The organism is Pseudomaricurvus sp. HS19, from assembly GCF_009857815.1.
Classification (GTDB): Bacteria; Pseudomonadota; Gammaproteobacteria; order Pseudomonadales; family Cellvibrionaceae; genus Pseudomaricurvus.
The window spans coordinates 50411-73277 of the sequence record NZ_WVVW01000017.1; the positions used below are offsets into that span (position 1 = coordinate 50411).

The 22867-nt window shown below is 59.0% G+C and carries 20 protein-coding genes; 10 read left to right on the forward strand and 10 right to left on the reverse strand.

Annotation, left to right across the window (positions count from 1 at the left end):
- Positions 1-6: 6 nt before the first annotated feature.
- Positions 7-726 (forward strand): 2-C-methyl-D-erythritol 4-phosphate cytidylyltransferase, encoded by a 720-nt coding sequence (gene ispD, locus GSF27_RS16940; protein WP_370462627.1) that lies wholly within the window; start codon positions 7-9, stop codon positions 724-726.
- Positions 727-776: 50 nt separating this feature from the next.
- Positions 777-1250 (forward strand): 2-C-methyl-D-erythritol 2,4-cyclodiphosphate synthase, encoded by a 474-nt coding sequence (ispF, locus tag GSF27_RS16945; RefSeq protein ID WP_160971249.1) that lies wholly within the window; start codon positions 777-779, stop codon positions 1248-1250.
- 84 nt (positions 1251-1334) lie between these two features.
- Here ispF and GSF27_RS16950 read toward each other — a convergent pair whose 3' ends face one another.
- The 5 genes from GSF27_RS16950 to GSF27_RS16970 form a co-directional block, all read right to left on the reverse strand.
- Positions 1335-1898: a DUF4136 domain-containing protein gene (locus GSF27_RS16950; RefSeq protein WP_160971250.1), complete on the reverse strand. Its 564-nt coding sequence runs from the start codon at positions 1896-1898 to the stop codon at positions 1335-1337.
- Between the two features lie 88 nt (positions 1899-1986).
- The gene (locus GSF27_RS16955) at positions 1987-2439 is read right to left on the reverse strand and encodes a hypothetical protein (protein ID WP_160971251.1); all 453 of its coding nucleotides are present in this window, start codon (positions 2437-2439) and stop codon (positions 1987-1989) included.
- A gap of 166 nt (positions 2440-2605) precedes the next feature.
- Positions 2606-3454, reverse strand: coding sequence for an SPFH domain-containing protein (locus GSF27_RS16960; protein WP_160971252.1), 849 nt, complete (start codon positions 3452-3454; stop codon positions 2606-2608).
- A gap of 47 nt (positions 3455-3501) precedes the next feature.
- Positions 3502-3951, reverse strand: coding sequence for an NfeD family protein (locus GSF27_RS16965; RefSeq protein ID WP_202410525.1), 450 nt, complete (start codon positions 3949-3951; stop codon positions 3502-3504).
- Between the two features lie 101 nt (positions 3952-4052).
- Positions 4053-5222 carry an isovaleryl-CoA dehydrogenase gene (locus GSF27_RS16970; protein ID WP_160971254.1) on the reverse strand — a complete coding sequence of 390 codons (1170 nt, stop codon included), beginning with the start codon at positions 5220-5222 and terminating at the stop codon, positions 4053-4055.
- Positions 5223-5389: 167 nt separating this feature from the next.
- Here GSF27_RS16970 and GSF27_RS16975 point away from each other — a divergent pair, with 167 nt between their 5' ends.
- Positions 5390-5719 carry a helix-turn-helix transcriptional regulator gene (locus GSF27_RS16975; protein WP_237457622.1) on the forward strand — a complete coding sequence of 110 codons (330 nt, stop codon included), beginning with the start codon at positions 5390-5392 and terminating at the stop codon, positions 5717-5719.
- Between the two features lie 54 nt (positions 5720-5773).
- On the forward strand, positions 5774-6487 hold the full coding sequence (locus GSF27_RS16980) for an MBL fold metallo-hydrolase (RefSeq protein WP_160971255.1): 714 nt from the start codon (positions 5774-5776) through the stop codon (positions 6485-6487).
- A 1-nt stretch (position 6488) separates the two neighbouring features.
- Here GSF27_RS16980 and xseA read toward each other — a convergent pair whose 3' ends face one another.
- Complete coding sequence (gene xseA, locus GSF27_RS16985) at positions 6489-7862, reverse strand: exodeoxyribonuclease VII large subunit (RefSeq protein WP_160971256.1); 1374 nt, start codon at positions 7860-7862, stop codon at positions 6489-6491.
- Positions 7863-8169: 307 nt separating this feature from the next.
- On the opposite strand from xseA, the gene guaB reads away from it, so the two are divergent.
- Both guaB and guaA read left to right on the forward strand, forming a co-directional pair.
- The gene (guaB, locus tag GSF27_RS16990; RefSeq protein WP_160971257.1) at positions 8170-9645 is read left to right on the forward strand and encodes an IMP dehydrogenase; all 1476 of its coding nucleotides are present in this window, start codon (positions 8170-8172) and stop codon (positions 9643-9645) included.
- A gap of 101 nt (positions 9646-9746) precedes the next feature.
- Positions 9747-11324, forward strand: coding sequence for a glutamine-hydrolyzing GMP synthase (gene guaA / locus GSF27_RS16995; protein ID WP_160971258.1), 1578 nt, complete (start codon positions 9747-9749; stop codon positions 11322-11324).
- Positions 11325-11396: 72 nt separating this feature from the next.
- On the opposite strand, the gene GSF27_RS17000 is transcribed toward guaA, so the two are convergent.
- On the reverse strand, positions 11397-12083 hold the full coding sequence (locus tag GSF27_RS17000; protein WP_160971259.1) for a cistern family PEP-CTERM protein: 687 nt from the start codon (positions 12081-12083) through the stop codon (positions 11397-11399).
- Between the two features lie 530 nt (positions 12084-12613).
- Here GSF27_RS17000 and GSF27_RS17005 point away from each other — a divergent pair.
- From GSF27_RS17005 to GSF27_RS17020, 4 genes are read left to right on the forward strand one after another with little or no spacing between them, the layout of a single operon-like run.
- A complete protein-coding gene (locus tag GSF27_RS17005) occupies positions 12614-13441 on the forward strand; it encodes a mechanosensitive ion channel (RefSeq protein WP_160971260.1) in 828 nt (275 codons plus the stop codon).
- Positions 13428-14264: a magnesium transporter gene (locus GSF27_RS17010; RefSeq protein WP_160971261.1), complete on the forward strand. Its 837-nt coding sequence runs from the start codon at positions 13428-13430 to the stop codon at positions 14262-14264. The genes GSF27_RS17005 and GSF27_RS17010 overlap by 14 nt, the downstream gene beginning before the upstream one ends.
- Complete coding sequence (gene mgtE, locus GSF27_RS17015; RefSeq protein ID WP_160971262.1) at positions 14264-15619, forward strand: magnesium transporter; 1356 nt, start codon at positions 14264-14266, stop codon at positions 15617-15619. Before GSF27_RS17010 ends, mgtE begins: the two co-directional genes overlap by 1 nt.
- 57 nt (positions 15620-15676) lie before the next feature.
- Positions 15677-16723 carry a succinylglutamate desuccinylase/aspartoacylase family protein gene (locus tag GSF27_RS17020; RefSeq protein ID WP_160971263.1) on the forward strand — a complete coding sequence of 349 codons (1047 nt, stop codon included), beginning with the start codon at positions 15677-15679 and terminating at the stop codon, positions 16721-16723.
- Positions 16724-16888: 165 nt separating this feature from the next.
- Here the strand turns inward: GSF27_RS17020 and GSF27_RS17025 are convergent, their stop codons facing one another.
- From GSF27_RS17025 to GSF27_RS17035, 3 genes are read right to left on the reverse strand one after another with little or no spacing between them, the layout of a single operon-like run.
- On the reverse strand, positions 16889-20026 hold the full coding sequence (locus tag GSF27_RS17025) for an efflux RND transporter permease subunit (protein ID WP_160971264.1): 3138 nt from the start codon (positions 20024-20026) through the stop codon (positions 16889-16891).
- Positions 20023-21264, reverse strand: a complete 1242-nt coding sequence (locus GSF27_RS17030; RefSeq protein WP_160971265.1) for an efflux RND transporter periplasmic adaptor subunit — start codon at positions 21262-21264, stop codon at positions 20023-20025. The genes GSF27_RS17025 and GSF27_RS17030 overlap by 4 nt, the downstream gene beginning before the upstream one ends.
- A 7-nt stretch (positions 21265-21271) precedes the next feature.
- A complete protein-coding gene (locus tag GSF27_RS17035) occupies positions 21272-22666 on the reverse strand; it encodes a TolC family protein (RefSeq protein WP_160971266.1) in 1395 nt (464 codons plus the stop codon).
- Between the last annotated feature and the right edge of the window lie 201 nt (positions 22667-22867).

Sequence of the window (22867 nt, forward strand, 5' to 3'; positions counted from 1 at the left end):
CAGCCCGTGCAAGCTGAGGGTGGTTACTGGGTCATAGTGCCCGCTGCCGGTGTTGGCCGGCGCATGGGTGCCGACAAGCCCAAGCAATACCTGCCACTGGCAGGCTCAACCGTGCTGCAACAGACGCTGCAGCGACTGCTGCAATTGCCACAGCTCCGCGGTCTGGTGCTGGTGGTCAGTCCTTTTGACACGCTCTGGCGCGATATCCCGGCTGTAAATAATCCCCTGGTACGTGTGGTCAGTGGCGGCGCGGAGCGCTGCGATTCCGTGCTTAATGGTTTGTACGAGCTGGAGTCGGAGCTGCAGCCCCTGGACTGGGTGATGGTGCATGACGCGGCCCGGCCCTGCGTCACTATCGCCGACATTGGCAACCTGGTGGATGAGCTGCAGGAGCATCTGGCCGGAGGCATCCTCGGTGTTCCGGTCAGCGACACCATCAAGCGCCTGAACGATAATTACGGTATTGAAGAGACAGTGGATCGCCAGGTGTTGTGGCAGGCACAGACGCCGCAAATGTTTCGCTTTGGTGTATTGCTGAAAGCATTGCGTCTGGCCCTGCAGGCGGAAGCGGTTATCACTGACGAAGCTTCGGCGGTGGAGCTGGCGGGCTACGTACCGTTGATGGTGGAAGGGCGTCGTGACAATATCAAAATCACTCGCCCGGAAGACCTGCCCATGGCGGAACTGATCCTGCAGCAACTGGCGGCGGAAGAGTCCGGAGCCTGATGGCGTACTTCTGCCTCGCCTGCTAAACGATGATTACCCAGGAAGTGACGATGAGAATTGGACAGGGCTATGATGTTCACGCCTTTGGCCCGGGCGACAAGATCGTGATCGGTGGTGTGGCAATTCCGCACACCCACGGGCTGGTGGCCCATTCCGATGGCGATGTGTTGCTGCACGCCCTGTGCGACGCCCTGCTGGGTGCCGTGGCTCTGGGGGATATCGGCAAGCATTTCCCCGACACGGACATGGCCTACGCCAACGCTGACAGCCGCGCGCTGCTGCGCATGGTCTATGCGAAAGTAAAGGCGGCGGGTTACCGGCTCGGTAATACGGACATGACCATCGTCGCACAGGCGCCGAAGATGGCTCCTCACATTGCGGATATGGTGTTCCGTATCGCTGCCGACCTGGAGTCTGATGTGGGGCAGGTCAATGTCAAAGCCACCACTACGGAAAAGCTTGGCTTCACCGGTCGCCGGGAGGGGATTGCTGCCTACGCAGTGGTGTTGCTGGAGAGGGGTTGAATTCAGTTGGCCGGCGATACTGCCGCCAGATGTAAAAAAGGGCTGCTACTGCAGCCCTTTTTTGTTGGTCAGGTTTACGCCTGCTCAGGGGGTGTCGTTACCCGGCGGGAAGTGGCTGAACATACTGGCCACAATGGCCTTAATTCGCTCATCACGTTCCTGTGGAGTGATCTTCTCCTTGATCCGGCCGGTACTGACGGTGTGCCAGATGGAGCGCTTGAGCTTCGGGTCCACCATGTCGATCACCAGCTGGCCTTCGGTGTACTCCCGCACCTGTATGTCGGTGGTGGCGAAGCCGCCATAACCACAGCGCCAGCAGTTGTAAAAGCCACCGCCGTAGAAGCGGTCATAGGTCTGGATATCCTGCTTCTCTTTCAGCACCAGCATAAAGCGCAGTTGCATATCCTCGCCGCCGGCAACTTCCTGTATACCTTTCATGGCCATCTCGTTCTTGATGGCTTTCTCGATACGGGCGCCTTCCAGGGTCATGGAGTTTACCGACTCGTCGTGAACGATGCGGTAGGTCTTTATGCCGGAGAAGTTATAGTCGGGGTTGTAGTCGACAATAGGTTCCGGCGGGAAGGTGCTGCAGCCGGCGGCCAGCAGTACCAGCAGTGACACCAGGACGGTTTTGATCTGAAGTTTCATGGTTTTCTCCTTCACCCTGCCAGCGTCACTGGCAGGGGTATTGCCAAACCCGTCGGAGCGGGTCGCCGTTTAGTGGCTGCCAGGGAGCTTATTCGCCCCAGAACTTCCACCATTTCTTGCTTTTTTCTTCGCGCATCTGCTGGCCTTTTTCGGAGCCTTTGCCAGTTTCGTTCTGCATCTGCTCGGCTTTCTTCTGCTTCTGCTTTTCCATGCCAGGAGCGCCATCGTGCTTCATGTCACGATCCATATCCTGCTCCATTTCCTGCATTTTTTCCTTGTTCTTGTGTTCCTTGTCTTTCATCTTGTCTTTGGATGGTTTGCCGCTCTTTTCCATCTCTTCTTTTTGCTTTTCTTCCCGCTCCTCTTTCATCTTGCGGAAATGCTCGCGCTCTTCTTCGGTCAGTTCATGGCGGCCGGTCTGGGCTTGCGCCTTACCTTCCATACCCTTGTCTGCCATGCCTTTGCCCTCCGGCTTTTCAGCGTTGGCGGCGACAGACAGGGTGGTGACCAGGGCGAGGGTGATGAGTGGGACTGCTTTCATAGTCATTCTCCGGGCTTGGTTTCAGGTTTCTTCTGCGGAAGTGAGTACGCACCGCGATCCAATAAGATCTCTCCATCTGCTGACCCTGACAGCGGCAGATAGTTTCAGCATAGCGCGTCCGGTGTCGTTGTGGGGTGACACCGGTCACTATCGGTCACGGGTTGGATCAGCGGCCCATCAGGCCGCGAATGGCGGCAGGAATATCGGCCGGGAAGACCACGGTCTTGGCGTTGCCGGACTTGGAGACATTCTCCAGCGACTTCACGTACTTCTCCCCCAGCAGGTAGACCACCGGCATCTCCTTGTCACCAATGGCTTCTGTGACCATGGCGATGGCACGCTGGCTGGCCTCGGCCAGTACCACCTGCGCTTCGGCGTCGCGGCGGGAGGCTTCCAGGCGGCCCTCTGCCTCCAGAATGGCCGCCTGCTTGTCACCGTCGGCGCGGGTAACCGTGGCACGACGGGCGCGCTCGGCCGCGGCCTGCTCTTCCATCGCCGCCTGCATGGTGCCGGATGGGTTGATGTCCTGGATCTCCACGGTTTTGAGGGTAATACCCCAGTCGGAGATATCGTCGGAGATGGAGTTTTTCAGGTGCGCCTTGATCTTGTCGCGGGAGGAGAGGGCGTCGTCCAGGTCCATCTCGCCGATGATGGAGCGGAGGGTGGTTTGCACCAGGGTCTGGATGGCAATGCGGTAATCCTCAACACCATAGACGGCTTTCTCCGGGGAGATGATGTTGATGTAGGCCACGGCGTTGGCAATGATCACGGCGTTATCGCGGGTGATCACTTCCTGCGAGGGGATATCCAGCACGATGTCCTTGGTGGTGACCTTGTAGGCTACCTGGTCAATATAGGGGATAAGGATGTTGAGGCCCGGATTGAGGGTGGTGTGGTACTTGCCCAGTCGCTGTACTACCCACTTGTATCCCTGCGGTACCAGTCGTACCCCTTTGCCAATGGTGACAATCACCAGCACCAGCAGGGCGATTACTACGTACAAACCCGCGTCCATGTTTTCTCCTTAATGTGTTTGATTTTTGTGTTGCCGAGCTCGCTTGCTCAGGCCTTTTCCACCACAAGCGTATTACCGGAAATATCCACCACCCGCACCCGGTCACCATCGCTGACCGGCTCTTTGGAGATGATGGTCCATTCGTCGGCGCCGAGGATGGGAACCGGGAAGCGGATACGACCGCGGCGCTCGCCGTTGGGGGCGACGATAACCTGCCCGGTCTCGCCAATGATGGCTTCGCGGGAGAGTCCGGCTTTGGTGCGGTCGACGGAGAGGGGTCTGAGGTAACGGAACCAGGCAAAGGCCAGCACCGCCGACAGCACGGTCCAGAGCAGAATCTGCACGTTGAGGCTCAGGCCCGGTACAAAAAACAGCACGGCGCCGATGATGACGGCAGCCACACCAAACCAGAGAATGAAAAACGATGTGAGCAGAATTTCGCTCAGGATCAACAGAACACCGAACACTACCCAGTGCCAGTATGCGACTTCGAACACGCGGCAACTCCCTCTGTAAGTGGCGTCCGTTGCACCACCTGTCATTGTTGTCAGTGCCCAAGGGTATCCGTTGATACCCCAATAGGCAATTGCTGCGCCACTCAGCGGGTTTGCTGAAACAGTTCGCGCCCGATCAGCATGCGGCGTATCTCCGAGGTGCCGGCGCCGATCTCGTAGAGCTTGGCATCGCGCAGCAAGCGGCCGGCGGGAAAGTCGTTGATATAGCCGTTGCCGCCCAGGATCTGGATGGTGTCCAGCGCCATGCGCGTGGCCAGTTCGGCGGTGTAGAGAATCAGCCCGGCGGCGTCCTTGCGGCTGCACTGGCCACGGTCGCAGGCGCCGGCCACGGCATAGAGGTAGGCGCGGCTGGCGGAGAGGCCGGTGTACATGTCAGCGAGCTTGCCCTGGATCAGCTGGAACTCACCGATCGGCTGGCCGAACTGCTGACGGTCGTGGACATAGGGGAGGGCGGTATCGAGACAGGCCTGCATAATCCCCACCGGACCGGCGGCGAGAATCGTGCGTTCGTAATCCAGGCCTGACATCAGCACCGCGGCACCCTCGCCGATACCACCCAGAACATTTTCCCGGGGCACCTCACAATCCTCAAAAACCAGCTCGCAGGTGTTGGAGCCGCGCATGCCGAGCTTGTCGAGTTTGGTGCCGCGGCTGAAGCCTGGGGTGTCACGCTCGACGATAAATGCGGTAATCCCCTTGCTGCCGGCAGCGGGGTCCGTTTTCGCGTAGACCACGTAGACATGGGCATCGGGGCCATTGGTGATCCACATCTTGTTGCCGTTGAGGCGGTAGTGATCACCGCGGACTTCCGCCCTGAGGCTCATACTCACGACATCGGACCCGGCCCCCGGTTCGCTCATGGCAAGGGCGCCGATCTGCTCGCCACTGCAGAGGCCGGGCAGGTAGCGGGCTTTCTGGGTGTGGTTGCCGTTGCGGTGGATCTGGTTGACGCAGAGGTTGGAGTGGGCGCCGTAGGAGAGGCCGACAGCGGCACTGGCGCGGGAAATCTCCTCCATGGCGACGGCGTGGGCCAGGTAGCCCATGCCGGAGCCGCCAAACTCTTCGCTGGCGGTAATGCCCAGCAGCCCCATGGCGCCGAGCTGGCGCCACAGGGGTATAGGGAACTGGTTGTCTCGATCGATACTCTGAGCGAGGGGGGCAATCTCCTGTTGGGCAAACTGGCGGACGCTGTCGCGGAGCATGTCGATCTCTTCGCCCAGAGGGAAATGAAGCTGGGGGTAGGTGCTGCTCATGTGGTCATCCTCGATGTCAGGTTGACGGCGGTGTACACGTATCCATATTTACAAAGCCATATTTACAAAGCCGTGTGTGCAGGGCCAGACTTTGTTGACTATTTCATTTTATGCCGCAAAAAGCCGATGAGGGTTGCCGCTGTTTGTGAGAATTAGGGTTTTCTAATATGATGGACCAGGTAACAGGTGAGGGCACTATGGACCTGACGGATTTGCAAGGGAACGCCTGTGAAGCGGCCTCCTTTCTCAAGCAGCTGGCCAATGAGAGCCGGTTGATGATCCTGTGCGCATTGGCTGAGGGTGAGTTGTCAGTGGGCGAGCTCAATGAACAGGTGCCTCTCAGTCAATCGGCATTATCCCAGCACCTGGCGTCCTTGCGCCGCTCCGGGCTGGTGGCGACCCGCCGCGAAGCCCAGAACATCTACTACCGACTTCAGGGTGACAGCGCCGTACGGGTGATTGCATTGCTGAAGGAGCTTTTTTGTCCGGTTGAGTGAAGGCATCGCCAATCTTGCCGGAAAAGTAATCAGGCCGCAGGCCGGGAGGGAGTAATGACAGGCAGTCACCTTGTATGGCGTCAGCTGTTTGACCGGGAGAGTTCAACCTATACCTATTTGCTGGGCGATGCCCAGTCCCGGGTGGCGCTGCTCATTGACCCGGTGGCGGGGCAGGAGGAGCAGTATCTGCGGCTGTTGTCCGAACTGGGGCTGACGCTTTCCTACGCACTGGATACTCATGTACACGCTGACCATGTGACCGCGCTCGGCACATTGCGTGAGCTCACCGGCTGTACCACCCTGCTGGGTGAGCAGAGCCAGGTAGCCTGTGTTTCCAGAACCTTTAAAGACGGGGATGTGATTGTAGTGGGTGATATCGCCCTGCAGGCGCTCTATACCCCGGGCCATACGGATGATTCCTACAGCTTCTACTGGCAGTCGGAGCTGGGGGACCTGCTGTTTACCGGAGACACGCTGCTGATTCGCGGTACCGGTCGGACGGACTTCCAGAACGGCGATGCCCGGGCCCAGTACCACAGCCTGCAGAGGTTGCTGGAACTGCCGGAGACCACCTGGGTGCTGCCTGCGCACGACTACAAGGGTTGGACCCGCAGTACCCTGGCGGAGGAGAAGGCCCACAACCCCCGCCTGCAGGTTGCTGATGCTGAGGAGTATGCCCGGCTGATGGCATCACTGAACCTGCCGCATCCGGCGATGATGGATGTGGCGGTGCCGGCCAACCGCGGCTGCGGTCTGACAGGCTCCTGATTCACTTTTCCGCTGCCAGCTCGCTGGTTTCCACCCGTGAACGCACCTGCCCGTCTGCAAGGCGGGTGTGTATCACGTCTCCGGGCTGTAATTGTGAGGCCCGGGTGACAATAGTCCCCTGATCATCCTTGGTTACCGAATAGCCGCGCTGCAGGATTGCCAGCGGGTTGACGCTCTCCAGTACCGCCGCCTGCTGTGCCAGCTGCTGGCGACAATCCTTCAGTTTGAACGTCATTTGCCGTTGCAGTCGTTGCTGCAGCTGGGTCACCAGTAGCTGCTGCTGGCTGACGCGGCGGCGGGGATCGATATGGGTTTGCCGGACGCTCAGTTGTTGCAGGCGGTGAGCCTGCTGTTGCAGCCGGGCGTGCATGGCGCGCTGCAGACGAATCTCCAGGTTATCCAGCTGCTGGGCCTGGGCGCGCAGTTTCTGCCCCGGGTGCTGCAATCGGGCCGAAAGGTGCTGCAGGCGCTCCCGCTGACGCAGTAGCCGGCGCTGTATGGCCTCTTGCAGCAGTACTTCATAGCCACAGAAGCGGTTCAGCATCTCGTCCCCGCTGGGGGTGGCCATCTCCGCGGCCGCCGACGGCGTGGGAGCCCGCAGGTCAGCGACAAAATCGGCGATGGTGAAATCCACCTCGTGACCTACCGCGCTGATCACCGGTATGCGGCTGGCAAAAATGGCCCGGGCCACGGCCTCTTCGTTAAAGGGCCACAGGTCTTCCAGTGAGCCACCGCCACGGCCGAGAATCAGCAGGTCGCAATCGCTGAGGCGGTTGGCGCTGTCCAGCGCCCGTACTATCTGGCCTGCAGCCTCGCTGCCCTGTACTGCCACCGGAAACACCGACACCGGGATGGCGGGGAAGCGTCGCGCGGTGACGTGCAGGATGTCGCGGATGGCGGCACCGGTGGGTGAGGTAATCACCCCGATGTGGCGCGGCAGCGGGGGTAGGGGTTGTTTGTGCCGTGGGTCGAACAGTCCCTCGGCCTGCAATTTGAGTTTGAGGGCGTCAAAGGCCTGCTGCAGGGCCCCGAGGCCGGACTCTTCCATATGCTCGGCAATCAGCTGGTAATCGCCACGGCCCTCGTAGAGGCTGACTCTGGCGCGTATTAAAACCTTTTGCCCCTGTTTGGGAGCAAACCGCAGCAGCTGGTTGCGGTTGCGGAACATGGCACAGCGCACCTGGGCGTCGCTGTCCTTGAGGGTGAAGTACCAGTGCCCGGAGGAGGGGCGGGAGAAGTTGGAGAGCTCGCCCTCCACCCAGATCAGGGGCAGGTGAACTTCCAGCAGCTGCCGGACCGTGCGGTTAAGCTGGCCGACAGTGAGTATCTGGCGCTGCTGCGTGGCACCGGCGTGGAAAAAGGCGTCATTAGTCATGGCCGCATTGTGTCACCCGGTCCCCGCTCCGGTAAAGCGATGACTACACTGGTAAGGTGAGCAGAGAGTTGGATAAACCCGGATAAAGTGCGGGGTAATGAGCCTGTCACGTCGACCTGTTACAAAGCACGGGAATTGGCTGCCGGTGGGATATAACGGTTTTCCCTTTAGCTCGATTTCGCCTATAATTGCGCGTTTATCCCGTACCCTGTTATTAAGCGATTTTACAGGGGCCGCAGTTGATAGCTGTGAGCCCCGGCACTGTCGTTTCCGCAGGGTATTACAAGTTATTGAGGTTTGACCCCCTATGTTGCGTATCGCTCAGGAAGCATTGACCTTTGACGACGTTTTGCTGGTGCCCGGTTATTCTGAAATAACCGCCAAGGACGTCTCCCTGAAGACCAAGCTGACCCGGGATATCAATCTGAACATTCCGCTGGTCTCGGCGGCTATGGATACGGTTACCGAATCACGCCTGGCCATCGCTATTGCGCAGGAGGGGGGTATCGGCATTATCCACAAGAGCATGTCCATCGAGCAGCAGGCCATGGAAGTGCGGGCGGTGAAGAAATTCGAAGCCGGTGTGGTGAAAGACCCGATCACCATCGATGCCAATGCCAGCATCCGTGACCTGGTGGCCCTGACCCAGCAAAACAACATCTCCGGCGTGCCGGTACTGGATAATGGCGATCTGGTGGGTATTGTCACCGGTCGTGACGTGCGTTTCGAACGCAACCTGGATGCCAAGGTATCCAGCATCATGACACCCAAAGAGAAGCTGGTGACTGCTGCCGAAGGCACCGAGTCCGACGCCGTGCGCGAGCTGCTGCACAAGCACCGCATCGAGAAAGTGCTGGTGGTGAACGACCAGTTTGAGCTGCGTGGCCTGATTACCGTGAAGGACATCAACAAGGCCGAGCGCTACCCCAATGCCTGTAAGGATCCTGAAGGTCGCCTGCGCGTGGGTGCCTCTGTGGGTACCAGCCCCGACACCGACGATCGCGTAGCTGCCCTGGTGGCGGCTGGCGTTGACGTGCTGGTGGTGGATACCGCCCACGGTCACTCCAAAAACGTGCTGGACCGCGTCCGCAAGATCAAGCAGCAGTACCCCGATGTGCAGGTGATTGGTGGCAATATCGCCACCGCTGAGGCCGCCCTGGCATTGGTTGAAGCCGGTGCCGACGGCGTCAAAGTGGGTATTGGCCCCGGCTCCATCTGTACCACCCGTATCGTCAGTGGTGTGGGTGTGCCGCAGATCTCTGCCATCGCCAATGTGGTGGCTGCACTGGAAGGTACCGGTGTGCCGGTGGTTGCCGATGGTGGCATCCGTTTCTCCGGTGATATTGCCAAGGCCATCGTTGCCGGCGCCCACGCGGTGATGATGGGCTCCATGTTTGCCGGTACCGAAGAGGCACCGGGTGAAGTGGAACTCTATCAGGGCCGTACCTACAAGGCTTACCGCGGCATGGGCTCCCTGGGAGCCATGTCCAAGACCCAGGGCTCTTCTGACCGCTATTTCCAGGATGCCAGCCAGGGTGCCGAGAAACTGGTGCCGGAAGGGATCGAAGGCCGTGTGCCGTACAAGGGCCCGCTGGCGGCCATCGTGCACCAGATGATGGGTGGCTTGCGCTCTTCCATGGGTTACACCGGCAGCGTGGATCTGGACACCATGCGTACCAAACCGGAGTTTGTGCGAGTGACCGCGGCTGGTATGGGTGAATCCCACGTCCATGACGTGCAGATCACCAAAGAAGCGCCCAACTACCCTGTGGGCGGCCGTTAATCCGGAACCGTCCTCCTGAACCTGTACGGGCCAGACTTGCGCAGAGTCTGGCCCGTTTTTAATCTTACCCAATGCCTACAGACAACTCACCGGAACAGACCATGACCCAGGACATCCATGCCCAACGCATTCTGATTCTCGATTTCGGCTCCCAGTACACCCAGCTGATTGCCCGTCGCGTACGGGAGATCGGGGTCTACTCCGAAATCCGGGCGTTCGACATGAGCGAGGAAGAGATTCGCGATTTTGACCCACGCGGCATCATTCTCGCCGGTGGCCCCGAGTCAGTAACCGCTGGCGCCTCACCTCGCGCCCCTGAGTGTGTGTTCACCCTCGGTGTACCGGTACTGGGTATCTGCTACGGCATGCAGACCATGGCCGAGCAGCTGGGCGGCGCGGTGCAGAGCTCCAACATTCGCGAGTTCGGTTATGCGCAGGTGAAAGTACACGGCAGCAGCGCGCTGTTACACGACATTCGCGATCACGTCGATCACGACGGCAACTCCCTGCTGGACGTGTGGATGAGCCATGGCGACAAGGTCAGCCAGATGCCGGAAGGCTTCCAGCTGATGGCTTCCACCGACTCCTGTGCCATCGCCGGCATGTACTGCGAAGAGAAAGATTTCTACGGTGTGCAATTCCACCCGGAAGTGACCCACACCCTGCAGGGCAAGCGTATTTTTGAACACTTTGTGCTGGAGACCTGTGACTGTAAGCCGCTGTGGACTCCCGCCAACATCGTCGAAGACGCCATCCGTAAGGTGCGTGACCAGGTTGGCAGCGACAAGGTACTGCTGGGTCTCTCCGGCGGCGTTGACTCCTCCGTGGTGGCAGCGCTGTTGCACAAAGCCATCGGTGACCAGCTCACCTGCGTTTTCGTGGACAACGGCCTGCTGCGCAAGGACGAGGGCGATCAGGTGATGGACATGTTCGCCAAGAACATGGGCGTCAAAGTGATTCGCGCCGATGCGGAAGAACTGTTCCTTGGCAAGCTGGTCGGCGTCAGCGATCCGGAAGCCAAACGCAAGATTATCGGCAACACCTTTATTGAAGTGTTTGACGACGAAGCCGCCAAGCTGCAAGACGTGAAGTGGCTGGCGCAGGGCACTATCTACCCGGATGTGATTGAATCGGCTGCTGCCAAAACCGGCAAGGCGCATGTGATCAAATCCCACCACAACGTGGGTGGCCTGCCGGAAGACATGGCCTTTGAACTGGTAGAGCCGCTGCGCGAACTGTTCAAGGACGAAGTGCGCAAGATCGGCCTGGAGCTGGGCCTGCCCTACGACATGGTCTACCGCCACCCGTTTCCTGGTCCTGGCCTGGGAGTACGTATCCTCGGCGAAGTGAAGAAAGAGTACGCGGACATCCTGCGCGAAGCCGATGCCATCTTCCTGGAAGAACTGCACAAGGCCGATTGGTACCACAAGACCAGCCAGGCGTTCGCCGTGTTCCTGCCGGTGAAATCCGTTGGAGTGGTGGGCGACGCACGTCGCTACGAGTGGGTGATTGCGTTGCGGGCGGTAGAGACCATCGACTTTATGACAGCGCGTTGGGCACACCTGCCTTACGAACTGCTGGAGACAGTTTCCAATCGCATCATCAACGAAATCTCCGGCGTCTCCCGCGTCAGTTACGACGTATCCAGCAAGCCGCCGGCGACGATTGAGTGGGAGTGATTCGCCTTGGCGTAAAGCCTTAAACAAAACAGGGAGCGCTTATGGCACTCCCTGTCCGGATGTCGGCCCGACTTAGGCGTTACGACGCCTGCGCCAGCAAGGTACCATGCCAAGAAGTCCAATCAGCACCAGCCAGCTGGAACCAGGCAGGGGGATGGACGGTGGTGGCGGTGGTGGAGGCCCACCCTGAGGTGTAAAGGGAACGGTAGAAATCAGCTTTGCGCTCTCCCCGTTGTTCAGCCCCACGCTTTGCAGGCGCGTGTAGGCGTCAGTCAGTTCAAAGAAGCCGATTACATCCGCAAACGTCAGTGTGAACTCGAAGACTCCGATGCCGAGGAACCCGTTACTACCACCTCCATCACAGTTAGGTCCGGCGTACGCGCAATAATCCACGTTTAACGCGTTGCCGTTCTGATCGCTGCCGCTTGGGCCTGAGCCGGTAGACCAGCCGGCACTGGGGCTCGACAGAAGAGAAAATCCACCGGGAGCGAGATCAGGGTCAGTACTGAACCCCCATCCGGCAAGCTCGGCGCCAGCATTGGACTGGTTGTTAAACGTGACGGTGAAGCCCCAGATATTCGCTACGACAGTATCCAGTGTCAGTGCGGCGGTGACGAAAACATTTTCTCCGGATATGGACGCGGCCCATTGGGCGTTCCAGGTTGAGCCAATGTCGGTGTCATCAATGATCACTGCAGAGGCGTTCGACGCCAATGCGGCGGTCAACGTTGCAGCGATAGCTACCTGTTTGAATTTCATGATCTCATTTCCTTATGGGGCAGCCTGATAAAGTAATCGGTGCCATGCGTTAATTAAGCATAAGGTGTGCCATTTATCTATTTCCTTTATTTTCAGTGAGTTACAAGTATTTTGAGGGAGGCTCCTGGCTTGAAAGTGTAAGTATTTCTGACGGTTTGGCGCCTTAATCAACTGACTACAGGGTCGATAAAGGCGTTAACTTATTGATTTTTGTGAATTAGTCGTCGTTTTTTGGCGTGTAAAAATTCCTGATAGTGGCACCGACTACCCCCTCTCCCAGCGCGCCAGCAACAGGTTATGGCCTTTTTCCGCTGTGCCCGGCCCCGGTTTCCGATTCTGGTCGTATTGAGCCGAAGTTCTGCACAACGCCTTCGGGTGTTCTCTTTCTCCTCACTTACCCGTCCAGCCTGCTCTTCTCACAGGGCCACAGGATCAGTGCTAACCTGAACCTGTATACATGCATGGGCTCTGCGCTATCGATCCGAACAACACTGCGGCAGCCCTGAGCATCACACCGGCGGGGGTGCGCCATGTTGGAAACGATTAAACAAGCCGTTGCCGAGGCTGTTGCGGATATCATTTCGCTGCTGCCCGATCTGCTGGTTGCCGGCCTGTTGCTGCTGGCTGGCTGGTTGCTGGCGCGCTTTCTGCGTTTGCTGGTGGTACGGCTGGTGGATTTTCTGAACCGTTTCCTGGTGGGGCGCTTTCAGACCACCAGACTCGAATATTTCTACATCAATTCACCCATCAAGCGACTTATCGGCCAGGTGTTCTATTGGGCCACCGTGCTGCTGTTTATTTCATTGGCGGTGCGAGTGCTGAATCTGGCGGGCAGTGCTGTTTGGGTGGATCGTCTGGTGGTCTATCTGCCGTCGTTGCTGGCTGGTGGCATTATTATTATTGGTGGTGTTGTCGTTGGCGGATTTATCCGCAAACTTGTGGCTCACACATCCGCTGCTGCGAACTTGTCACAGCCGGAATTACTGGCACAAATCTCCCAGCTCGCCTTTGTGGTGATCGCCTTCATTCTTGGCCTGGATCAAATCGGTATTGATGTCACTTTTCTCGCCATGCTGTTCGGGATTGTGTTGGCTGCTATCCTCGGGGGTTTTGCCCTGGCCTTCGCGCTTGGGGCTAAGGGCCTGGTGGAGAACCTGATTGCCTGCCAACATCTCAGGCAGCTGGTCAAACCCGGTGAGACGATAACGGTCGGCAGCTTAAAAGGCCGTGTGCTGGAGTTTACCGCCACCGGTGTTCTGCTGGATGCAGACGCCGGTCGTACAGTGGTGCCGGCAAGAGAACTGATGACCAGGAGCTTCACGATTCAGGTGGCTGAGGTGGATCATGGCATCGATTAACCCCCTTAGCCTTGATTTCCTCGCCAGTAAACCGGATCGGGCGGCAGCTGTGTTGCAAACGCTGGACGCCGCGGACGCTGCCGGCTACCTGTCGCGCATACCGGTGCGAGTGCTGGCTCCGGTGGTGGAGCAGCTGGAGACCTGGGCAGCAGCACGGATACTGGAGCAGATGCCAGTGGAGAAGACTGGTTCGCTCCTGGGGCAGTTGAGTTTCCCTGCAGCCGCCGCTATCGCACGCTTGCTGCAACCACCGCTGCAGAACTCTATGCTCGAGTATCTTCCCGCAAGTTTGATGCGAGCGCTGCAGCGTTCCCTCAGTTACCCCGATGTCACCGTGGGTGCATGGATGGACAGTTCCAGTCCTCACTTTTCACAGACGCTGGTGGTGGCTGAGTGCCTCGAGCTGCTGAAACAATCCGGGCAGCCCTTCGATATCCTGGTTGTGGTGGATGGCAACCACCAGGTCAGCGGTGTAATGCCGGCGGGGCAGCTGTTGGTGGCAGATCCCGGTGTAATGATGGGTGACCTCGCCAATCGCTGTGAGCCCTTGCCCGCCCATTTGAGCCTGAGCGAAGCGGCCCACTTTGTGGAGTGGCAAAACTACAGTGTTTTACCGGTGCATAGCAGTCGAGGAGTGTTTCTGGGCACGCTCAGCCGCAAGACCCTCAATACCGGGCTCGCTAAGCTGTTGCAAGCCCCGGCGCCTGCAACCGGCAGTTCGCTGTTGAGCCACTTGACGCTGGCCATGATTGCCACCACCACAGGACTGCTGGGTGTTGTTATGGCGCAAGCCAAATCGGCGCCTGGCGTGGAGGCGGAGTGATGGCTTCTGCGGGTGTGGGTGTCGACGGGTTAGTCGCGGAGCGGGAGGTGACGCCGGGCATGGAGGTGGTTGACCACACGTTAACACGTCGCTTCCTGCTGGACTTTCCCCGTCACGCGGCACGGATTATTGAAGCGACGGATCCGCAGGTGGTGGCTTCCATACTCGACGAGCAGGATGTGCATGTACAGTTGCCGGTGTGGCTGAGCCTCTTGCCCAATGTCTCGGCGGCACTCCTGCCTGCTATCTCGCCCGAACTGAGCCGGCAGTTGTTGACCGAGCTACCGCCGCACTACGCGGTGAAGCTCCTGGGGCAGCTTGAGGAAACTGAAAAACAGGCGTATCTGGCGTTGCTGGATGAGGGGGTGCGGCATGAGCTGACCACCTTGATGTCCTACCCCCTGAATAGCGCCGGGCAGTTGATGGACACCCGTATCACCCACTTTCGTCAGGATATGACGGCGGGGCAGGCGCTGGATTTCCTGCGTAATACCCGGCTGAAGACGGCGCGGGCACTGTTTCTGGTGGACGGCAATGGACGCCTTGCGGGCAAGGCCCATATACAGGACATTGCCGTCGCTGACCCCGATACCGCACTTGGCGAACTGTCACAGCCGGTAACCGCAGCTGTTAGCAATACATCTACAAAGGAAGAGGTGTCCGAACTGTTCGAGCGTCGCAACCTACTGGATTTGCCGGTGGTGGACCTGGACAACCATCTGTTGGGTATTATCTATCACGCCAGTTTGCTGGAAGCCGCGCAACAGGAGCGCACTTCCGATGTGCTGGCCATGGTGGGGGCCAGCCGGGAGGAGCGGGCACTCTCGAGCCCGTTGTTCGCCGTCAAAAAGCGTATGCCATGGTTACAGATCAACCTGCTTACCGCGTTTATGGCGGCCTCCGTGGTGGGGTTGTTCGAAAGTACAATCGCGCAGTTTACCGCACTGGCCGTGCTGCTGCCGGTGGTGGCCGGGCAATCGGGTAATGCGGGCGCGCAGGCGTTGGCCGTAACCATGCGGGGACTGGCACTGCGGGAGATTACCATCCGCCAGTGGTCGCGGGTGATGTTCAAGGAGGTGGGGGCCGGCCTGATGAATGGCCTCTGTATCGCCTTCACCTGTGGGATCGGTGTCTATTTGTGGAGCGGTTCTGTGGGATTGGTCATGGTTATTTGTACGTCCATGATACTGGCCATGGTGGCGGCTGGATTTGCCGGTGCCCTGGTGCCTATAATCCTGGTGCGGCTCGGGCAGGATCCGGCCCAGGCATCGTCGATCATCCTGACCACCATAACGGATATCGCCGGCTTCTTTGCATTCCTTGGTATCGCTTCACTGCTGGCATCCATGTTGTGACCGTCTATGCGGTGACCGTCCAGGGAGTGCCCCACACACATACAAAACACCTGAGTAATGACGCGTCAGCAACAGCCTTTTACCATCGCCGGACAGCAGGTCAAACCCGGCGAGAGGGTCTACCTTAACGTTCCTGTGGCCAAACTCTACACGGATACCGATGTCTCCATCCCCGTTCATGTTATTCACGGGAAAAAGCCCGGCCCGAAGGTATTTGTCTCGGCAGCGGTACATGGCGATGAGCTGAATGGTATCGAGATTATCAGCCGCCTGATCCACTCCCGCTCGTTATCCATCTCCAGCGGCACCTTGATACTGGTGCCTATGGTGAATGTGTACGGGGTGTTGAATCAAAGTCGTTACCTGCCGGACCGGCGCGACCTGAACCGCTCTTTCCCGGGTTCCGCCAAGGGCTCACTGGCGGGGCGGGTCGCCAACCTGTTTCTCACCGAGATCGTCAATCACTGCGACTACGGTATTGATTTGCACACCGGTGCGATTCATCGCTCTAACCTGCCGCAGATCAGGGCCAACCTGGATGACGAAGAGACCGCGGCAATGGCCCGGGTGTTTGGGGTGCCCGTATTGCTGAACTCCAACCTGCGGGATGGGTCGCTGCGCCAGGCAGCGATGGATTCGGGCATCAAGATTCTGCTGTACGAAGCCGGTGAAGCGCTGCGCTTTGACGAGCTGTCCATTCGGGCCGGTGTGAGCGGAGTGCTTAACGTATTAAGCCACCTCGGCCTGATTCGCCGACGCCGGCGCACGAAGCAGGTCCAGCCTTTTGTAGCCAACAGCAGCTCCTGGGTGCGCGCCAGTTCCAGCGGCATCATTAAAACCGTGAAGGAGTTGGGGGATCAGGTGCAGGAGGGCGATGTCCTTGCCCACATTGGCGACCCGTTTGGGCATGATATTGATGTCATTCGTGCTGAGCGTTCGGGCTTTATCATCGGCAAACAAAATATCCCTCTGGCCCAGGAGGGGGAGGCGCTGTTTCATATTGCGTTTTTCGCTGCACCGGATGAGGCGATACTGGAAAACATCGAGTCATTGCAGGAAACACATCTCCCCAATGACGGTGATTATGACCGACCATTGGATTGATGCAGCGTATCGCAACCGGTTGCCCTCGTGCTCTCCCCGCAGCAGCTATCCGGCAGATCTGTGGGACTTATTGCACGCTTAACGGAGGCAATCTCCGTGGGGCGAATTACCAGCTCTCGTTGTGAGATTGTCGGTGAACCAGGGTTTACCTATTCTCCAGTCCAGTTAGTTGTCACTTACGGCTGACGAATAAACGGCTTCCTTTTTTCCCAACAACCGCTGCTTCAACTCCCAGGCCACCAGGTAATTCACCGGCACCAGAATCAGGGTGATAAACGTCGCCAGCATCACCCCAAAGCCCAGTGAGATGGCCATGGGAATCAGGAACTGTGCCTGGGTGCTCTGTTCAAACAGCAGCGGCATTAAACCGATAAACGTGGTCAGCGAGGTGAGCATGACGGGGCGGAAGCGGGCCGGTCCTGCGTACTGGATCGCCTCCCACACACTGGCGCCGCGTCGGCGTTGCTGGTTGATACAGTCCACCAGTACCAGGCTGTCGTTCACTACCACGCCCACCAGTGCCAGCATGCCGAGGATGCTGAACAGGGTCAGTGACATGCCCATGATCCAGTGGCCGATAAAGGCGCCGAGGGTGCCGAAGGGGATGACTGACATCACCAGCAGCGGTTGGGTGTAGGATTTGAACGGGATCGCCAGCAGGCTGTAGATGGCGAACAGGACAAACACCAGGCCCACCAGCAGGCTGCCAAAGGACTCCTCCTGTTCCCGTGCTTCTCCTTCCAGCGAGTAACTGATGCCGGGGTACTGCACCAGCAACTGATCCAGGTAGCTGCTGATGTCGCTGGTGACCAGGGATTGGTTGACCGAGCTCTTGTCCACTTCCGCGGTGACATTGAGGGTGCGCTTGAGATCGTTGCGGTAGATGGAGGTGGGGCTCTGGCCGGGCACCAGTTCCACGATCTGGGCAACGGGAATGCTGCGGCCATCAGCCGTGCGGATACGGAAGTCCTGCAGGTTGGCCACTGCTTCCCGTTCGCTGTAGGGGAAGCGCACCATCACCCGCACGTCGTCACGGCCGCGTTGAATACGCTGCGCCTCGTAGCCGTAAAAGGCTTCGCGCACCTGACGGATCACGTCGGACTCGGACAGCCCCAGGGCGTAGGCTTCGGGCTTGAGTTGGATCTGCAGCTCCTCCTTGCCGCTCGACATGCTGTCGGCGATATCGTAGACACCGACATGGGTCGCGAGGCGGGCTTTCACATGCTCTGCGGCGTCCTGCAGGGCGCGGAAGTCATTACCAGCGAGCTGGATATCAATGGGGCTACCGGCGTGCATGATCTCCGAGCGGAAAGAAATCTCTTCGGCGCCTACAATCTCGCCTATCATCTCGCGCCAGTCGTTGACCAGCTGGCTGTTGTGCAGGTTGGCAAAGGCGACCCGCTCCTCTGGAGCGAGAATTTCAAACTGTACCCGACCGTAGTTGGTGCCCTTACTGCCCCAGCCGCCGCTGCCGGTACTGGCATAGACGTTAAGAATGATGGATTCACCGGTCTCGTTGTCGTGGTACTTCTTCTTCAGTTGCAGGGCCGCGTCGGTCATGTGTTCGATGTGGCGGTCGGTGACTTCGAAGGGGGTGCCGGCGGGCATGGTCAGAACGGCGGCAATGCTCTCCGATTCAATGCGCGGGAAAAAGACAAACCGTGTCCAGCTACTGGTAAGCACCGAGGCAACGATAATAAAGACGCCGACGAAGACAGCAAGGGTTACGTAGCGCTGCTGCAGTGCCTTGGTAAGGAAGGGTTTGTAGTAGCGCAGGATGGCCTGTTCAAAGCCGTTGGCGAAACGCTGCTGCCAAGCGCTGAAGCGGTTGGTTTTGCGCTGCGAATTCACCTTGATGTGTTTCAAGTGAGAAGGCAGGATAAATTTGGATTCGATCAGGGAGAAAATCAGGATCGGAATAACCACCACAGCAATGTTGTTAAACATCATGCCGCGGGAACCGGCCACCATAGCCATGGGCAGAAACGCCGCAACCGTGGTGAGAACCCCGAAGGTAACAGGTGCAGCCACCTCCTGGGTGCCGTGAATGGCCGCGGCCTCGCCGCTCTCTGCATTCTGCATATGCCGGTAGACGTTTTCCCCGGTGACAATGGCATCATCCACCACGATCCCCAGCACCAGCAGGAAGCCGAACAGGCTGATCAGGTTGAGGGTGACTCCGAAAAACGGCATCACCATAAAGGCACCCATAAAGCTGATGGGGATACCGATAAACACCCAGAAGGCCACGGAAGGGCGCAGGAACAGGGTGAGTAACCCCAGCACCAGCAAGCCGCCTTGCAGGGCGCTGTTGGCCAGCAGCTGCAGGCGTTTCTTAACTACCTGGGAGCGGTCGCGCCAGGTGCTCACCTCGATCCCTTCCGGGATACGGTCCTGCTGCTCTGCCAGATAGGCCTTGACCTTGTCGGCCACTTCAATGGCGCTCTGGTCGCCGACGCGGTAGACCTCGATCATGGCGGCGGGGCGACCGTTAAAGCGGGTGAGAATGGGGTCTTCGTTGAAGCCGTCCTTTACCGTGGCAATATCGCCGACACGCACAATGCTGCCATCGCGCTTGGTGGCAACCACGATATTTTCGAATTCCGGACGCTCGTAGGCCTGGCCCTTGAGGCGAATCAGGACATCGCCACCCTGGGTTTTCACGTTGCCGGCAGAGAGGTCCAGTGAGCTGGCATTGATGGCGTCGGCCACGTCGGAGAGTCGCAGGCCGTACTGGCGCAGCTGGTCGTGGGAGACCTCGACGGATATCTCGTAATCGCGCACATCGTCCAGCTCCAGCTGGGTGATGCCGGGCACACTGAGCAGGCCGTCGCGCAGCCGCTCGGCCTGCTGGCGAATCTCCTTCTCGGTGACGTTGCCGGCAATAGAAACGGAGATCACTTCCCGGGTGCGCACCGCCAGGCTGGTAATGGGTTTCTCTGCTTCGGCGGGGAAGGTATTGATGGCGTCTACGCGGCTCTTGATGTCATTAAGTAATTCCCGGGCGTCGTAACCGGTTTCAACTTCAACAGTGACAGAGCTGCTGCCTTCGGCGGAGCGGCTGCTGATTTTCTTGATGCCTTCGAGATCCTGGATGGCCTCTTCGATGCGGATGGTCACCGACTGCTCCGCTTCTTCCGGTGTCGAGCCGCGCAGGGAGACAGAAACACTGATGGTGTCCTCGCCAAAGGTGGGGAACACCTCCAGCGGAATGTTCAGCTTCAGGGATGACAGTCCCAGAAACAGGATCAGCATCATCAGCAGGTTGGCGGCAACCGAGTTGCGGGCAAACCAGGCAATCATGGGGTTTGCGCTCCGCTGTCGGCGGCCTGGGCGGCGTTATTGAGGTCGGCGATGGCGGCGCCTTCGGGCCCGCTGTTAACGATGGCGACACGGGTGCCGCTGGTCACCTGTCCCAGTGGCGAAGTGACCACGGTGTCACCGGTTTTCAGGCCGGAACGAATGATGGTCTCACTGGCATTCTGGAACAGGATCTCCACTTCCCGGCGCTGCAGCAGACCATTGCTCACCAGATAGACAAAGCTGCCCTGATAAAGACTGCTGGTGGGAATGACAATGGCGTCAGCCAGTTGTCGGCCCTGCAGCCGGGCGGTGACATATTGGCCGATTTTAAGCGGGGTGCGGTTGTTGTTGTCGGCGCTGAAGGGGTTTTCAATCTGGGCGATCACATACAGCTGGTGGGTGTCGGCGTCGATGGCGGCCTCGGTGCGTACAATTTTTCCCTGCCAGTGTTGCTGTGGCCCCAGCTCGCTGATGATAGTGACGTCGGGCAGCTTGACGGTCTTGTCATCCATACCGCGGAAATCTTCCGGCAGGTTGATCAGCGCCAGCTCGCTGTTTTTCAGCGGCAGGCGAATCTCCAGCAGGTCAGTGGCAAAAATGTCGGCGAGCTGCGAGCCGGCGCTGACGAACTGGCCCAGGTCCACATGGATGGTTTTGACCCGGCCGTCATAGGGGGCGCGTATCTGGGTGCGCTCCAGATCCAGCTGGGCTTTCTCGTAGTTGGCACGGGCGGAAAACACCTTCGCTTCCGCCGCCGCCAGCTGGGGTTTGCGCAGTACCAGATCCGGTGCCGCGTCATCGTTGCCCAGTCGTTTCCAGTCGATCTGTGCCTGTTCGGCACGGGCTTTCTCTTCCTCCAGCGCCAGTTTGGCTTCAATCCAGCTGGCCTGTGCCACTTTCGCGGCGGCTGCGTAGTCGCGGGAATCAATGCGCAGCAGTACGTCACCCCTGCTGAAAAAACCGCCGTCGCGGAAGGCGCTGTTTACTTCCACAATCACGCCGTTTACCTGCGCCACCAGCAGGCTGGCAGTGCGTGGCTGCACAGTGCCAAAACTGGAGAGCATAAATTCGTAGGTTTGCGGTTGCAGGGTTTCGGCTTCCACCTTGATCACCGGTGCTGGCATGGCGCCGTGCACCCGCGGCTGCGGCTGCAGCAACTTGATGACCACCGCCAGTGCCACACACAGACCCAGCACGGCCAGCGCGATTACGAGTTGTTTGGGTAGGGCCTTTTGCATAACTAACTCACTGATAGTGGCCGCCGAGGGCCAGTAATAATTGAATGCGGTTTTGCAGCAACTGGTTGCGGATGGTGACGACGGTGTTCTGTGCGGCAAAGGCACGCCGCTGGGCTTCCAGTACGGCGGTGTACTCCGACAGCCCCTTGCGGTACTCGTCGAAGGCGATGGTCTCTGCCGCTTCGGCAAATTTTTTCGCTTCTTCCACTTGTTCCAGTCGCTGGTTGAGGCTGGTTTCGTTGGTAAGGGCCTGGGCCACTTCGCTGAAAGCGGCGTGCAGGGCCTGCAGGTATTGTTGCTCTTTTTCCAGTACCAGTTGCCGTTGCTGCTCTTCCGCGGCTTTCAGGCGGCCGCCGGCAAACAGGGGCTGGCTGAGGTTGGCCAACAGGTTCCAGGCCAGCGAACTGGTGTCCAGCAATGTGTCCAGCTCGTCGCTGCTGTCACCGGCCCTGCCAGTGAGGCTGAAGGAGGGGAAGCGAGCCTTGTGGGCTGCCGCCAGGTCGCGGTCGGTCGCCAGCAGTTCCAGGTAGGCCGATTGCAGATCGTAGCGATAACGTACGGTCTCGGTAGTCAGCTGGGAAATATCCAGGGCCGGCAATTCCGGCAGGGTGGCATCACTGCCGGCCTCCGGCATTTCGCCCGAGGGGTATTGGCCCAGTAACAGCTGCAGTCGGCGTATGGCGTCCCTGGTGCTGGCCTGCTGCTGGTAGAGGTTGTTCATCTCGGCTGACAGGTCGGTGCGCGCCAGGTAGACATCAAGTGCGGCATTGATGCCCTGGCGATAGCCGTATTCAATAATGTCCAGGTTGGTCCTGAGGTTGTCTACCCGCTGGCGCAGCAGCTCCTGCAGCTGGGTAGCGGCTTCCACGTTGTACCAGGCTTGCGCCACCTGGCCCGCCAGGGAGAGTCTCAGGTAGTCGAGATCCGCTTGCTGGGCCTGGTAGAGGTAGTCGGCGGCCTTGCGGCCATCGCGCAGGCGTCCCCACAGGTCCAGTTCCCAGCTGATTACCGCGTTGGCGGCGAAGTTGGTGTCGTAGTCGGTGGAGCCGGAGTTGACGGTTTTGCTGCGCTGGCCATCCAGCTCCAGGCCGAGGCTGGGCCAGAGGGTGGAGCCGGCGATAATGCGCTGCTGGCGGGCGGCTTCCAGCCGGGCCAGCGCCGCATTGATATCAAAGTTGTCCTGTACCGCCTGGTCAACCCAGCGGTTCAGGGCCGGGTCGGCAAAGCTCTGCAGCCAGCCGGTAGGGGGCGGAGCGGGTAGTTCCTCTTCGCTGCTGAAGGCGGCCGGTAGCTGTTCGGCGACACGCTCGTCCCGTGGCTGGGAGAGACAGCCGGTTAAGGCGACCACAGAGGCCAGCAAGCTGTAGCTGAGCAAGCGGCTTAGGTTGTTGTTTGAATTCACTGAGTGCCCTGATTGCGCTGCTTGGGGTATTGCGTTGTTAAATACGAAAATACATGAGCAACAGACCAAAACCTCTGTCCGTGGTTCCCCGCAGCAGGGGGTCTGTCACTGTGGCAAGAGTAGCGAGTTTTGCCTTGGGTGTCTTTGTGGTCCGGCAGATTTTACACCGCTTTACCTTTGTATCAGGGCCGTTACAGGCGC